12 protein-coding genes are annotated in these 13,749 nt (G+C 68.1%); 7 read left to right on the top strand and 5 right to left on the bottom strand.

The annotated features are described in order from the left end of the window. Positions 1 to 110: 110 nt before the first annotated feature. Genes AC1C2T_RS14180 through AC1C2T_RS14165 form a run of 4 tightly spaced genes read right to left on the bottom strand, consistent with a single transcriptional unit; the run spans position 111 to position 3,887 of the window. Positions 111 to 1,625: an amidohydrolase gene (locus AC1C2T_RS14180; RefSeq protein WP_495385723.1), complete on the bottom strand. Its 1,515-nt coding sequence runs from the start codon at positions 1,623 to 1,625 to the stop codon at positions 111 to 113. Beyond that, positions 1,622 to 2,266: an FMN-binding negative transcriptional regulator gene (locus AC1C2T_RS14175; protein ID WP_495385722.1), complete on the bottom strand. Its 645-nt coding sequence runs from the start codon at positions 2,264 to 2,266 to the stop codon at positions 1,622 to 1,624. Before AC1C2T_RS14175 ends, AC1C2T_RS14180 begins: the two co-directional genes overlap by 4 nt. A gap of 44 nt (positions 2,267 to 2,310) precedes the next feature. Next, a complete protein-coding gene (locus tag AC1C2T_RS14170; RefSeq protein WP_495385721.1) occupies positions 2,311 to 3,315 on the bottom strand; it encodes an Fpg/Nei family DNA glycosylase in 1,005 nt (334 codons plus the stop codon). A 2-nt stretch (positions 3,316 to 3,317) separates the two neighbouring features. Further along, on the bottom strand, positions 3,318 to 3,887 hold the full coding sequence (locus AC1C2T_RS14165) for a ribose-5-phosphate isomerase (protein ID WP_495385720.1): 570 nt from the start codon (positions 3,885 to 3,887) through the stop codon (positions 3,318 to 3,320). A 132-nt stretch (positions 3,888 to 4,019) separates the two neighbouring features. Between AC1C2T_RS14165 and AC1C2T_RS14160 the strand changes: the two genes are divergently transcribed. From AC1C2T_RS14160 to AC1C2T_RS14150, 3 genes are read left to right on the top strand one after another with little or no spacing between them, the layout of a single operon-like run. Next, positions 4,020 to 5,207: a CE1758 family FMN-dependent luciferase-like monooxygenase gene (locus AC1C2T_RS14160; protein WP_495385719.1), complete on the top strand. Its 1,188-nt coding sequence runs from the start codon at positions 4,020 to 4,022 to the stop codon at positions 5,205 to 5,207. A 2-nt stretch (positions 5,208 to 5,209) separates the two neighbouring features. After that, on the top strand, positions 5,210 to 5,695 hold the full coding sequence (locus AC1C2T_RS14155) for a MarR family winged helix-turn-helix transcriptional regulator (RefSeq protein WP_495360351.1): 486 nt from the start codon (positions 5,210 to 5,212) through the stop codon (positions 5,693 to 5,695). Further along, positions 5,692 to 6,417: a CE1759 family FMN reductase gene (locus AC1C2T_RS14150; protein WP_495385718.1), complete on the top strand. Its 726-nt coding sequence runs from the start codon at positions 5,692 to 5,694 to the stop codon at positions 6,415 to 6,417. The genes AC1C2T_RS14155 and AC1C2T_RS14150 overlap by 4 nt, the downstream gene beginning before the upstream one ends. Positions 6,418 to 6,506: 89 nt before the next feature. On the opposite strand, the gene AC1C2T_RS14145 is transcribed toward AC1C2T_RS14150, so the two are convergent. Then, the gene (locus tag AC1C2T_RS14145; protein WP_495385717.1) at positions 6,507 to 7,502 is read right to left on the bottom strand and encodes a DUF2332 domain-containing protein; all 996 of its coding nucleotides are present in this window, start codon (positions 7,500 to 7,502) and stop codon (positions 6,507 to 6,509) included. A gap of 85 nt (positions 7,503 to 7,587) precedes the next feature. Here AC1C2T_RS14145 and AC1C2T_RS14140 point away from each other — a divergent pair, with 85 nt between their 5' ends. From AC1C2T_RS14140 to AC1C2T_RS14125, 4 genes are all read left to right on the top strand, one after another. Beyond that, on the top strand, positions 7,588 to 9,072 hold the full coding sequence (locus AC1C2T_RS14140) for an SDR family NAD(P)-dependent oxidoreductase (protein WP_495385716.1): 1,485 nt from the start codon (positions 7,588 to 7,590) through the stop codon (positions 9,070 to 9,072). A gap of 174 nt (positions 9,073 to 9,246) precedes the next feature. Then, positions 9,247 to 11,796 carry an aminopeptidase N gene (gene pepN / locus AC1C2T_RS14135; RefSeq protein ID WP_495385715.1) on the top strand — a complete coding sequence of 850 codons (2,550 nt, stop codon included), beginning with the start codon at positions 9,247 to 9,249 and terminating at the stop codon, positions 11,794 to 11,796. 177 nt (positions 11,797 to 11,973) lie between these two features. After that, positions 11,974 to 12,885, top strand: a complete 912-nt coding sequence (locus tag AC1C2T_RS14130; protein WP_495360356.1) for an ABC transporter ATP-binding protein — start codon at positions 11,974 to 11,976, stop codon at positions 12,883 to 12,885. Further along, entirely contained in the window at positions 12,882 to 13,739 is an 858-nt protein-coding gene (locus tag AC1C2T_RS14125) for an ABC transporter permease (protein ID WP_495385714.1), read from the top strand. The genes AC1C2T_RS14130 and AC1C2T_RS14125 overlap by 4 nt, the downstream gene beginning before the upstream one ends. Positions 13,740 to 13,749: the final 10 nt, after the last annotated feature.

The raw sequence follows: 13,749 nt of genomic DNA, 5'->3' as shown, positions 1-13,749 counted from the left end.
CCGGCAACCCAGCCGGTGCACGCCCCGATCGCATCGGGGGTTTTCCCCCGCTCGCCCAGCGATGACGCGCGCGGGATCGCGTGTGATCGCGCGCGTCGCGCGCTGCGGCCTCAGTGGATCGACGAGAACGTGAAGCGGCCGGCGAGGAGCGTGCCGGCGACCGGCATCCGGCGCAATTCGTCGACGGATGCCTCGAGCGGGTCGATCTCGACGATGGCGAGATCGGCCGCTCCGCCGACCTGCACCGCGGCGCCGTGCCCGCCGGTCGATGCCGCGAGCGCGGTTCGTGCCTCGATCGCCTGCTCGGGATGCCAGGGCTCACGGCCATCGCGAGTTCGCCCGACCGCGGCGGAGATCGCGACCCATGGGTCGAGAGGCGCGACGGGTGCGTCGGAACCGAGCGCGAGCTCGACGCCCGCAGCCGCGAGCTCGGCGAGCATGAACGCCCGTTCGGTGCGGCCAGCCCAATACCGGTCGGCGACGTCGCGGTCGTCCATCGCGTGCTCGGGCTGCACGCTCGCGACGATACCGAGGCGTGCGAAGCGCGCGATGTCGTCGCGAAGCAAGAGTTGGGCGTGTTCGATCGATCCAGCGCATCCCACCTCGTCGAACGCGTCGAGCACCCGCGCATTGGCCTGATCGCCGATGGCGTGCACAGCCGGCGTGATGCCCGATTCGTGGGCTCGGCTCATGAGCGGCACGAGCTCGTCGTGCGCCACCGTCGCGAGCCCGTACTGGTGGTCGGACGCTGCAACGCCCGAGTACGGGTCGAAACACCACGCGGTTCGCGTGTTGAGCGAGCCGTCGGTGATGACCTTGTACGCGCCGACCGTGACGAGACCCGCGGTGGCCGGCACGACGTAACCGGTGCGAAGACCCTCATCGATCGCACGGTCGAGGTGCTGGGTGTACACGCCGAACGAGACGCGCAACTCGTTGACGCCCGAACCGACGCGCCGGGCCCAGTCGTCACGATTCCACCGCATCTCGTAATCGGTGATGCCGACCACTCCGCGGGCTGCTGCCTGTCGTGCTGCCTCGGCGACCCATCCGTCGAGCACCTCGTCGGCGATGTCGTCGAGCTGCCGCACGAGGCGGAAGCAGTCGTCTTCGCGAAGCAGTCCGCTCTGCCCGGCGAGCGACTCGACGCCATGTCGTCGCAGCGCCGCGGTGTTCAGCCAGCACGAGTGCAGGTCGGCCGAGACGAGCACCACCGGCACCTCACCCGAGATGGCGTCGAGACCCTCGCGGGAGGGCGCATCGGCCCAGAGCCCGTCGCGATAGCCGAATCCGATCACCTCGTGTGCGCCTCGGTCGACGGATGCCGCGACCAGGCGTGCGACGGCGGCCGCCGACTCTGCCCCGGCGAGATCGAGGCGGCGCGACACCATCGCCCACTGGGAGAAGTGCACGTGCCGGTCGTGCAGGCCGGGCAGTACGAAGCGGCCTCCGAGGTCGAGACGGCGGATGCCGCGGGGCCGGACGGCACCGGAAGGGATCACCGCGGCGACGCGGCCTCCGTCGAGGTGGAGGTCGACAAGCCCGTCGGTGCCTGGCAACCGGGCTCCGGCGAGCAGCAGCGACTCAGCGACATCCGCGGCACCCGTCGTGACCGAAGCTCTCACGCCCGAGCCGCCCGCAACGCTTCGTGGGTGCGGCGCATCTCTGCGGCGAGCGCGGGGCTCGCATACGGGCCGTCGCCCTCGAGCTCGTCGATGATGCGATCGACGGTCTCTGCAGGCTTGTTCTGGCTCATCTTGTTCTTCGCGACGAACCGCGTGATGGGAATGCGGAGGCCGATGGTGCCCGCGGAGATGCGATCGGCGTAGGCCGAGTTCTCCGCGGTGCCGCGCATGCGCCGCGGTTCGGGCATGGGGTCTTCGAAGTGGTCGACGAGCGCTTCGAGCACCCGAAGGTTCTCGTCGGCGGAGAGCAGCTCCGGCGTGCCGTAGAGATGCGCCGTGACGAAATTCCAGGTCGGTACCGCGGGATTCGCGTCGTACCAGCCGGGCGAGATGTAGCCGTGCGGGCCCTGCACGATGATCAGCAGCTCGTGGCGTCCGAGCTCGTGCACGACCTCGTCGGGCCGGCCGACATGCGTGAGCAGCACGATGCCGGAGGCGGTCTCATCGAGGAGCACCGGATAGTGGGATGCGACGAGCCCCGCGGCATCCGTCATGCTGACGATCGTCATCCAGGGGTGCTCGCGGATGAGGCGCTTCACGCCGTCGTCGCTCGCGAGGGTGAAGCTGGGGTTCTGGCGCATCGGGTCTCCTCGGGGTGGGTTTCGACGGGCTCGATCCGCAATTCTCAGGCCTGGCAGTAGGGGCACCAGTAGAGCTTGCGGGCACCCATCTCTTCGAGCACGATGTTCGTGCCGCAGACGCGGCACGGCAGGCCCTCGCGCTTGTAGACCCAGTGGCGGTCGGCGCGGTTGGCCATCGCAGCACGGTAGGCCTCGGGGTCGAGATCATCCATCGTCATCATCTGCCCGGTCTCGACGCCGATGCGCAGCAGCTTCGCCCAATCGCGCCAGAGGTGACGAACGTGCTCTTCGGGCACGAGCTTGCCCGGCGTATGCGGGTTCTGCCTGGCACGGAACAGCAGCTCGGCCCGGTAGACGTTGCCGATGCCGGCGACGACGTTCTGGTCCATCAGCAGCAGGCCGATCGGGGTGGGCTTCTTCAGGATCGTGCGGGTGAAGCGCTCTTCCGCCTCGGGCCCGTCGTCGAGCAGCGGGTCCGGCCCGAGCTTGCCGACGACCGCCTCGACCTGTGCGGGGTCGAGCACTTCGCATGCGGTGGGCCCGCGGAGGTCGGCGCAGATCGTGTCGGTGAGCAGGCGCACCCGCACCTGGCCGATCGGCTCCGGGGGAAACGTCGTGAGCTCGTTCCCCTCCTTCTCGGACTCCGACATGCGCAAGCGGGTCTTGCGGGGCGCGCCGATGGACTGCAGGGAGTTCTCACCCGCCGTGTCGAGCACGACCGCATCGGGGTTCGGCCCGTCGAGAAATGTTCCCGCCTGATTCGTCTGACCCATGCGACCGTTCGCCGAGGCGATCGTCGCATCCATCAGGATGTCGCCCGCGAAGTCCCACGCGCCGTACATGCCGAGGTGCACGCGCAGCCACACATCGCCCTCGAAGCCGAGGAACATCTGCTTGCCAACGGCGCGGGCGTCGATCATGCGCCGCCCGTCGATCTCGGCCGCGCCGACCGCGAACCGGCCCTGCGGACTCGACGCGTGCACGACGTGCCCGACGAAGTTGCGTTCGAACTGCCGGGTGATGCGGTGAACGGAGTGACCCTCGGGCATGCTCAGTCCTCGCTGGTTGAGCCTGTCGAAACCCCGTCGGCGCCGCTGGCGGACTCCGGCGAGTCGCGCCGTGCTGAGCCTGTCGGAGTATCGACGCCCTTGCCCGCGATGTCACCCGTCGTCTCGTACTCGGCGACCTGCGCGATGCGTCGCACGTGCCGCTCATCACCCGAGAACGGCTCGGCGATGAAGGCGTCGATGTAGCGGATGGCCTCTTCGACGGTGTGCTGGCGCGCACCGATCGAGATCACGTTGGCGTCGTTGTGCTCGCGCGCGAGGATCGCGGTGTCCATGCTCCAGACGAGCGCGGCGCGGATGCCCCGCACCTTGTTGGCCGCGATCTGCTCGCCGTTGCCCGAACCGCCGAAGACCACGCCGAGCGCGCGTACTCCCGCGGCCTGGTCGCGCGCGACGCCGAGCGCCGCGCTGATGCAGAACGCCGGGTAGTCGTCGAGGGCGTCGTATTCGGCCGGGCCATGGTCGACGACCTCGTGACCGCCGTTGGTCAGGTGATCGACGAGCGTGCGGCTGAACTCGAGGCCGGCGTGGTCGGTCGCGATGTGGATGCGCATGCGCCAATCCTATTGACAGGAGAGACTGGCGAACCCATCGAACTGCACTCAGGAGAACAGATCGAGTGACGCGGGAATACATGCGCAGTCATGTTGTTGTGACTGACAAGACACCGCGGAAAGGCGGACACCATGCAGTTCGGAATCTTCACCGTCGGGGACATCGCCCCCGACCCGACCACCGGGTACACGCAGAGTGAGGCGGAGCGCATCGCCAATATGGTGCGAGTCGCACAACGGGCCGACGAGGTCGGGCTCGACGTGTTCGCACTCGGAGAGCACCACAATCCCCCGTTCGTGCCATCCTCACCGCCGACCCTGCTGGCGCACATCGCTGCGCTGACGAAGAACATCGTGCTGAGCACGTCCGTCACGCTGATGACCACGAACGACCCGGTGAAGATCGCCGAGGACTACGCCATGCTTCAGCACGTGGCGAAGGGCCGCCTCGACCTCATGGTCGGGCGCGGCAACACCGTGCCGGTCTATCCGTGGTTCGGCAAGGACATCCGCCAGGGCGTCGCTCTCGCTCTCGAGAACTACAACCTGCTGCACCGACTCTGGCGGGAGGATGTCGTCGACTGGGAGGGGAAGTTCCGCACGGCGTTGCAGGGCTTCACCTCCACCCCGCGTCCCCTCGATGATGTGCCGCCGTTCGTCTGGCACGGTTCCATCCGCACACCCGAGATCGCCGAGCAGGCCGCGTTCTACGGCAACGGATTCTTCGCCAATCACATCCTTGCGCCGAACCTGCACTTCAAGCCGCTCGTCGACTTCTACCGGGAGCGATTCGAGCACTACGGACACGGCACGAAGGAACAGGCGATCGTCGGCCTCGGCGGTCAGGCCTTCATCGCGAAACGTTCCCAGGATGCCGTCAGGAGCTTCCGCCCCTACTTCGAGCAGTACCCCATGTTCCGGGGAAGCTCGCTCGACGACTTCATGACGCGAACGCCGCTGAGCGTCGGCAGTCCGCAAGAGGTCATCGACAAGACCCTCACCTTTCAGGAGGGTTTCGGCGACTACCAGCGCCAGCTCTTCACGGTCGACAGCATGGCACTCCCGGTCGAGATGGCGCTCGAGCAGGTCGAATTGCTCGGCACCGAGGTCGTACCGGTGCTCCGAAGGGAAATGGCAGCCCGGCGCGCCCCGGGTGTTCCGAATGCCCCGACCCACGCGAGCCTCATCGCCGAGAAGTACGGCGATGCGGAACCACGGCAGCCGCGGCCGAATCCGAACCGCGGCGACAACCTCTCAGGTGCGTCGCCGTATCAGGACAGCGACCCGGCCGTCGAGGCTCGCTTCCCGATGGTGGCGTGACGATGGTCCGCGATGTCCGACTCGCGAACGAGGCCTGGGAGGCGTACTACCGCGCACAGGCCACGATCGCCCGCGAGCTCTCCGACGCCGACATCTGGGACGGCCTGCTCACGAAGGAGTACGCCGTCCTCCACGCGCTCTCGACCGAGCCCGACGGCTTGCGCATCACCGAACTGGGTGAGGATGTGCTGCTCACCCAGCCCGGAATGAGCCGGCTGATCACCCGCCTGGAGGCCCGCGGCCTGGTGGAACGCAGTGACGATGTCGGCGACGCCCGCGCGCAACGCATCCTCCTCACTCACGAAGGCGCGCAATGTCAGCGACGCGTCGGTGCGCATGTCGCCCAGAACGTCGCCCGGGTGATGTCCCGCGCTCTGGACGCCGAGCAACTCGAGGCACTCCGTGAGCTCAGCCTCACGCTTCTCGCCGGCGCCACCGGCACGAACGCGAGAGTTCAGCAGAACGCCGTCGAAAGGTTCACGTCATGACCGATCAGCTTTCCGGGCTGCACGACCCGGTCGAACCGGATGCTCCGCGCCTCCCCGTGCGCCTGATCATCGTGAGCGCCGGAGTGAGCGAGCCTTCCTCGACCAGACTGCTGGCGGAGCGGGCGGCGCAGAAGAGCATCGACCTGCTCCGTGAGGCCGGGAGGCCGGCATCCGTCGGCGTCATCGAACTGGGTCCGCTGGCGGTCGAGATCGCTCAAGCCATCGTGTCGGGAATCCCCGGTGAGCGCCTGCAGGCGGCGATCGAACGTCTCGCGGCCGCCGACGCCGTCATCGCAAGCACCCCGGTCTACAAGGCTGGGATCAGCGGCCTGTTCAAGTCCTTCGTCGACGTGCTCGACAACGACCTGCTCATCGCGAAGCCGGTCCTGCTCGCTGCGACAGCCGGCACGGCGCGGCATGCAATGGTCGTGGACGAGCAGCTCCGGCCCCTGTTCGCGTTCCTCCGCGCGCTCCCCCTTCCGACGTCGCTGTTCGCCGCGCCCGAGGATTGGGGATCCGCGACGCTCGGCGACCGCATCGAGCGTGCAGCGACCGAATTGGCGCTGTTCGTGCGAAGCGGCGTCGGCCCGTCGATAGCCGAGAGTGCCTGGGGCGGCTATCAGCACCAGTTCGCGGGCAACGCGACGCGCGCCGAACACAGCACCACGGATGTCGACTTCACGACCGACCTCATGCGGCTCGCCGTGGGCGGAGGAGGGTGAGCGCGAGCCCGGTGACACGTCACCGCGGCTGAGGCGGAGTGATCAACGCTGAGCCTCCGGATGATCACCGCTGAGCCTTCAGAGCGGAATCACTTCTCGGGATTCGGCGTCCAGCGCAGCGCACGGCCATGGGGCTGTGCCCACGCTCGTTGCTCGCCGTCGAGGGCGAGTACGAATTCCGTTCCGTCGCCGATCTCGTCGCGCACAGCGATGCCGGGAACGATCGAGCGACCCTCGGCGGAGATCCAGTGGCCGGGCAAGTCGCGCACGGTTTCGACGAACTGCTCACGCGCCGCTTGCTCGAGGTAGGCGATCACTGCGGTGTGGAAGACAACGAGTGTCGCGTCGGGCGGCGCATCGGCCGCGAGAGCCCGGAGTCGGTCGTTGAGGTCACCGGAGACGATGCGAGGCGGATCGGCGGCGGCGATGCTCGCCGCGGCACGGAGCCGCGCCCGCCGGTCGTCGTGCTCGGGCCAGATCAGGGCTTCGAGCCAAGCGAGATCCTCGGCTCGAGTCACGTCGAGCGGGTTGAGATCGATTCCTGCGCGCCACACAACGTCTGGCAGTCGCGCGGGCACCGGCACTTCTCCCTCGCCCTCGATCTCGCAGTCGAGCACGACCTCGCTCGGGCCGTCGAGGGGGTCGAGTTGCGGATGCCCCGTGTAGCGGTAGCTGTACCGGTCGGGGTAGAGGCAGAGTCCGGCCGAGGCACCGACCTCGAGCAGAGCGAGCGGGCCGGGCAACCCGGCGAGCACGGGGAGGTGCAGCGCACACCGCGCCGCCTCGTTCGTCTGCGTCGCGTGGTCGAGCGCGGTCGCTCGCACTTCGTCCCAATGTTCGTGCAGCCAATCGCGGAAGTTCTCGTACCCTCCGACCGGCGCGCCTTGGAACCGGGCGGCGCCGAACACGAGATTCGGTTGGCGCTTCGCGGGCGGCAGCTCGTCGATGAGCCTGATCGTCGACGGGTCATCCGCGACGCCGAGCGCCCATCCCTCGTACGTCGCCGACATCCCCCGAGACTCGACCTCGGCGAATGCCCGGTACCGCTCGGCCGTCGGAGCGTGAGAGTCGACACTGGTACGCATGCGGTCACGCTACTCCGACGACATCGCACCCGCCCACTCGGCAGCGCACAGGTGATCGTGGGGTGGCGGCCCGTAGAATTTCCGGATGTCCTCCGACGCCTCTCCCTCCTTCAGCGCGCCCACGATCGACGCGGGAGACCTCGAGGCGACGCTGCGGGTACTGGCCACGCTCAGCGAGCTCGATGAGCACGACCCCGACTTCGAGACCGTGCGCCATGCGACCGCGAAGATGTTCAAGGCGGTCAAGGTTGCGCGCAGACTCGAGAAGCGGAAGGTCGTGCAAGACGCCGACCGCGCCGTGATCGCCGCGACGGCGACCGGCGCACCCACCCGTATCGACGACGAGACCCGCGGCGCACACCTGGTCAGCGGCACCGATGCCCGCACCGCCGGCGAGCTGCGCGTGGCGCGCCCCTGCTACATCTGCAAGCAGCGCTACACGCTCGTCGACGCGTTCTACCACCAGCTCTGCCCGACCTGCGCCGCATTGAGCCACGCCAAGCGCGATGCGCGCACCGACCTCACGGGCAAGCGTGCGCTGCTCACCGGCGGACGAGCGAAGATCGGCATGTACATCGCGTTGCGACTGCTGCGCGACGGAGCCCACACCACGATCACGACGCGGTTCCCGCGGGATGCCGCCCGGCGGTTCGCCGCGATGCCCGATGCCGGCGAATGGCTCGACCGCCTGCGGATCGTCGGCATCGACCTGCGCGATCCCGCACAGGTGATCGCGCTCGCCGACGACGTGGCCGCGCAAGGACGGCTCGACATCCTCATCAACAACGCAGCACAGACCGTGCGCCGCTCCCCCGGTTCGTACTCGCCCCTCGTCGAGGCCGAGTCCTCGCCCCTCCCCGACGGGCCGATGCCCGAGCTCGTGAGCTTCGGCCACACGAACGATGCGCATCCGCTCGCTCTCGCGGACTCGGTGTCGAGCCACCCGGTGCTCTCGTCGGGTCTCTTCGCGGGCACCATGACGGCCGACGATCTCACGGCGCTCGCGCTCGCACCTGGCTCGAGCTCGCTCGCGAGACTCGCCGATCGCACGGCGATCGACGCCGGCGGCCTCGTGCCCGACCTCCACCACGAGAACAGCTGGAGCGCGGTCGTGCAGGATGTCGACCCGCTCGAGATGCTCGAGGTGCAGCTCTGCAACACGACAGCCCCGTTCATCCTCGTGAGTCGCCTGCGGGCGTCGCTGGCCGCGACATCCGCTCGCCGCAGCTACATCGTGAACGTGTCGGCCATGGAGGGCGTGTTCAGTCGTGGCTACAAGGGACCGGGGCATCCGCACACGAACATGGCGAAGGCGGCGGTGAACATGCTCACCCGCACGAGCGCGAAGGAAATGCTCGCCGACGGCATACTGATGACGAGCGTCGACACGGGATGGATCACCGACGAACGCCCGCACCCCACGAAGGTGCGGCTCGCCGAGGAGGGATTCCACGCGCCGCTCGACCTCGTCGACGGTGCCGCGCGGGTATACGACCCGATCGTGCGCGGCGAGGCCGGCGAAGACGTCACCGGGGTGTTCCTGAAGGACTACGCACGCGCCGACTGGTGACGTCGCAGTGACGGTCACGGCGGCGGTCTCGATCGCGGCGCGCTGAGCCGCGGCATCCGCTCGACCTGCGACCTGCGACCTTCGAATCTTCGTGACCGCGGCCCGGCCGAGAGCTAGGCTGGTGCACGTTGCCTGCGGCCATGAGCCGCGTCGATGACTGGCGAAGGAGCGCACGTGCCCGGAGAGAACCTCACCCGAATCGAAGCTGAGGAGCGCGCAGCGCTCGTCTCGGTGCATGACTACGACGTCGTGCTCGATGTCACCACGGGGCCGGAGGTGTTCCGGGCCACGACGACCGTGCGCTTCGCCGCATCGACCCCCGGCGCATCGACGTTCATCGACGCGATCACGGCGGCCGTGCACTCGGTCACCCTGAACGGCGTCGAGCTCGACCCCGCCGAGGTGAGCGACGGCGTGCGAATCCAGTTGGCGAATCTCGCAGCTGAGAACGAGCTCGAAGTCGTGGCCGACGGCCGCTACATGAACACGGGCGAGGGCCTGCACCGCTTCGTCGACCCGGTCGACGGCGAGGTCTACCTCTACACGCAGTTCGAGGTGCCCGACTCCCGGCGCATGTTCGCCGTGTTCGAGCAGCCCGACCTGAAGGCCGCGTTCAAGTTCACCCTCACGGCGCCAGCCCACTGGGAGATCGTGTCGAACTCTCCGACGCCCGAGCCGGTCGACGCCCACGACGGCGCCAAGACCTGGGCTTTCACGCCCACCCCGCGTATCTCGAGCTACATCACGGCGATCGTGGCCGGGCCGTACCATGTGGTGCGCGACGAGCTCACGAGCAGCGACGGCCGCACCATTCCGCTCGGCGTGTTCAGCCGCAAGAGCCTGTCGCAGTACCTCGACGCCGACTACATCTTCGAGAAGACGAAGCAGGGCTTCGAGTACTACGAGGCGAAGTTCGACGTGCCGTACCCGTTCGAGAAGTACGACCAGATGTTCGTGCCCGAGTACAACGCGGGTGCGATGGAGAACGCGGGCGCGGTGACCTTCACCGAGGTCTACGTATTCCGCTCGAAGGTCACCGACGCGGTGCGGGAGCGTCGCGTGGTCACGATCCTGCACGAGCTCGCCCACATGTGGTTCGGCGACCTCGTCACCATGAAGTGGTGGAACGACCTGTGGCTGAACGAGTCGTTCGCCGAGTGGGCGTCCACGATCGCCACCGCCGAGGCGACCGAGTGGAAGGAGGCGTGGACGACCTTCAACTCCATGGAGAAGAGCTGGGCCTACCGTCAAGACCAGCTGCCGTCGACGCACCCGGTCGTCGCGACCATCAATGACCTCGAAGACGTGCAGGTGAACTTCGACGGCATCACCTACGCCAAGGGCGGCTCGGTGCTGAAACAGCTCGCCGCGTGGGTGGGTGTCGAGGCCTTCTTCAAGGGCGTCTCGGCGTACTTCAAGAAGCACAAGTGGGGCAACACGACCCTCGCCGATCTGCTCGCCGAGCTCGAGATCGCGAGCGGCCGCGACCTGTCGGGCTGGTCGGAGCTCTGGCTCGAGACGGCAGGCGTCAACACCTTGCGTCCTGAAATCGCGACGGATGAATCGGGCACGATCACGGCCTTCACGGTGCTGCAGTCCGCACCGGCCGACTACCCGACGATCCGCCCGCACCGCCTGGCGATCGGCTTCTACAACCTCACGGGCGGCAAGCTCGTTCGCGACCACAGGGTCGAACTCGACGTCGACGGCGAGCGCACGGATGTCGCGGAGCTCGTCGGTCTCGCCCGCCCCGACCTCGTGCTGCTGAATGACGACGACCTCGCCTACGCGAAGATCCGTCTCGATGACGCCTCCCAACAGGTCGCCCTCGCGAACCTCTCCGAGATCGAGGACCCGCTCGCGCGGGCCCTCGTGTGGAGCTCGGTGTGGGACGCCACGCGCGACGCCGAGACGAGTGTGAGCGCCTACCTCGACCTCGTGCTCGGCAACATCGCGAGCGAAACCGAATCGACGACGCTGCGCATCGTGCTCGCCAACGCTGGGCTCTCGGCGAGCGCGTACACCGCAGCCGAGCACCGCACCGAAGCGCGCCGCAAGCTCGCCGACGGGTTCTGGAAGCTCGCCGAGGAAGCCGCGCCCGGCAGTGACGCGCAGTTCCAGTTCGTGATGAACTTCGCGGCCATCGCCGAGGCCGGATCGCACATCGACGAACTCGCCTCCCTCGCCGGCGGCTCGCTGACCCTCGAAGGGCTCGAGATCGACACCGACCTCGGCTGGGAGTTGCTCATCGCACTCGTCGCTGCAGGCCGGGCGGGCGACGCCGAGATCGATGCGCGCCTCGCGACCGACAACACCGCGACGGGTCTGCAGTCTGCTGCACACGCGCGTGCCGCGATTCAGACGGTCGAGGGCAAGGAACGTGCCTGGGCCTCGCTCATCGACGTCGACACTGCGACCAACACTGTCGTGCGCGAGACGGCCGAGGGTTTCCTCCGTGCCGGCGATCCCGCTCTGCTCGAGGCCTTCGTGGAGCGCTACTTCGCGATGCTCGAAGAAATCTGGGAGGCGCGCAGCTACGCGATCGCAGAGAAGCTCGTCGACGGGCTCTACCCGTCGCCGCTCGCAAGCCAGGCGCTCGCCGATGCGAGCCGCGCCTGGCTCGAGACGCACCCCGACGTGCCGGCACTCCGCCGGCTCGTCGTCGAGCGTCTCGCGGGCATCGACCGGGCTCTCGCCGTGCAGGCACGCGACGCACGGAAGTAGCCGCCCGCCGGTCGAGTAGCGAAGCGTAGCGAGACCCTTCGCGAGGTCTCGATACGCTCCTGCGTCGCTACTCGACCGGCGCACGGCTGATCAAGTGGTACCGCGGTACTACCTGACCAGCCCTGAACCATTCCCCAGACGGATGCCCCGGCCGCGACTGATCCGTAGCGTTGAAGCATGATCACGGCAGAAGGGCTCGTCAAGCGCTACGGCGCGAAGACCGCCGTCAACGACATCAGTTTCACCGTCCGTCCTGGGCAGGTCACCGGATTCCTCGGTCCGAACGGCGCAGGCAAATCCACCACGATGCGCATGATCGTCGGCCTCGACCGACCGAGCGCCGGTAGCGTCATCGTCAACGGCAAGCCGTTTGCCTCGCATCGCGCGCCGCTGCACGAGGTCGGCGCACTGCTCGACGCCAAGGCGGTGCACACCGGCCGGAGCGCCTACAACCACCTGCTCGCGATGGCGGCAACGCACGGCATCGGCGCGAGCCGGGTGCGCGAGGTCATCGAGCTCACGGGGCTCGAGTCCGTCGCACGCAAGCGCGTCGGCGGGTTCTCGCTCGGCATGGGCCAGCGACTCGGCATCGCCGCGGCGATGCTCGGCGATCCCGCCACGCTGATCCTCGACGAGCCCGTCAACGGCCTCGACCCCGAGGGCGTGTTGTGGGTTCGCCAGTTCGTGCGCCACCTCGCTTCCGAAGGCCGCACGATCTTCCTCTCCTCGCATCTCATGAGCGAGATGGCCGTCACCGCCGACCATCTCATCGTGCTCGGCCGAGGCGAGATCATCGCCGATGCACCCGTCGCCGACATCATTGCCGGAGGCACACGTCCCCGCGTCATGGTGCGCTCACCACACTCCTCGCAACTGGCGGATCTGCTCGCCGCACCCGACGTCGCCGTGGTGCGCTCCGAGGCGGGAGTGCTCGAGATCACGGGCGTCGAGGCATCCGGCATCGGCGACCTCGCAGCCCAGCACGGGCTGGCAATCCACGAACTCACCCCCCTCAGCGCGTCGCTCGAAGAGGCCTACATGGCCCTGACCGCCGACGCCGTCGAATACCGTACGGAGGCAGTCCGATGACCACGATCACACCCACCGCAGCGCACCCGTCGCAGCGTGCTCGATCAACCTCACTGAGCTTCGGCGGCGTGCTGCGCTCCGAGTGGATCAAGCTCCGGAGCCTCCGTTCGACCGTGTGGTCGTACCTCATCGTCATCGCGCTCTCGCTCGGCATGGCGCTCATCATGTCGTTCAGCATGGTGAGCGGTATGAGCGGCGGCGCGGATGCCTCGGGCGCGCCGGCCGAGCAACAGCTCGCGCTCATCGGGCAGTCCTCAGTGTTCGGCGTCTACTTCGGCCAGCTCGTCGTCGGTGTCCTCGGCGTGCTCGTCATCAGCGGCGAGTACACCACGGGCATGATCCGCTCGACCCTCACGGCTGTTCCGAAGCGGCTGCCGGCCCTCGCGGCAAAGGCCATGGTGCTGTTCGCGGCGACGTTCCTCGTCGGAATGATCAGCACGTTCGGCGCCTACCTCGCCTCGTCGCTCGTCTTCGCGGGCGACGGCGTCTCGGCGAGCATCACCGAGCCGGGCGTGTACCTCACCCTGCTCGGCGGCGCACTCTACCTCGCCCTCGTCGCGGTCTTCGCGCTCGGCGTGGGCACGATGCTGCGCTCGAGCGCCGGTGGTATCGCCGCAGTGCTCGGCCTGCTGCTCCTCCTCCCGAGCGTGCTGCAGATGATCCCCGCCGACTGGGCCCAGGACATGGTCCCCTACCTGCTCTCCAACGCCGGACTCGACCTGTTCTCCGATGCAATCTCGGGTGGCGCCACTGGCGACGGGCTGAATGTTTGGCAGAACCTCCTGGTCGTGCTGGCGTGGGTGGGGGCATCCATCGCCGGCGCTGCGGTGCTGTTGAAGCGACGGGACGCGTAGAGTCCTGTCC

This window comes from Agromyces sp. Y558 (assembly GCF_059445415.1).
The sequence above is the reverse complement of the archived record's forward strand: the minus strand, read 5'-3'. Positions and strand labels throughout refer to the sequence as shown.

Excerpts from the sequence above, each read along its gene's own strand:
- AC1C2T_RS14175 (WP_495385722.1), bottom strand. The coding sequence starts at position 2,266 with ATGCGCCAGAACCCCAGCTTCACCCTCGCGAGCGACGACGGCGTGAAG.
- AC1C2T_RS14170 (WP_495385721.1), bottom strand. The coding sequence starts at position 3,315 with ATGCCCGAGGGTCACTCCGTTCACCGCATCACCCGGCAGTTCGAACGC.
- AC1C2T_RS14165 (WP_495385720.1), bottom strand. The coding sequence starts at position 3,887 with ATGCGCATCCACATCGCGACCGACCACGCCGGCCTCGAGTTCAGCCGC.
- AC1C2T_RS14160 (WP_495385719.1), top strand. The coding sequence starts at position 4,020 with ATGCAGTTCGGAATCTTCACCGTCGGGGACATCGCCCCCGACCCGACC.
- AC1C2T_RS14155 (WP_495360351.1), top strand. The coding sequence starts at position 5,210 with ATGGTCCGCGATGTCCGACTCGCGAACGAGGCCTGGGAGGCGTACTAC.
- AC1C2T_RS14150 (WP_495385718.1), top strand. The coding sequence starts at position 5,692 with ATGACCGATCAGCTTTCCGGGCTGCACGACCCGGTCGAACCGGATGCT.
- AC1C2T_RS14145 (WP_495385717.1), bottom strand. The coding sequence starts at position 7,502 with ATGCGTACCAGTGTCGACTCTCACGCTCCGACGGCCGAGCGGTACCGG.
- AC1C2T_RS14140 (WP_495385716.1), top strand. The coding sequence starts at position 7,588 with ATGTCCTCCGACGCCTCTCCCTCCTTCAGCGCGCCCACGATCGACGCG.
- AC1C2T_RS14130 (WP_495360356.1), top strand. The coding sequence starts at position 11,974 with ATGATCACGGCAGAAGGGCTCGTCAAGCGCTACGGCGCGAAGACCGCC.
- AC1C2T_RS14125 (WP_495385714.1), top strand. The coding sequence starts at position 12,882 with ATGACCACGATCACACCCACCGCAGCGCACCCGTCGCAGCGTGCTCGA.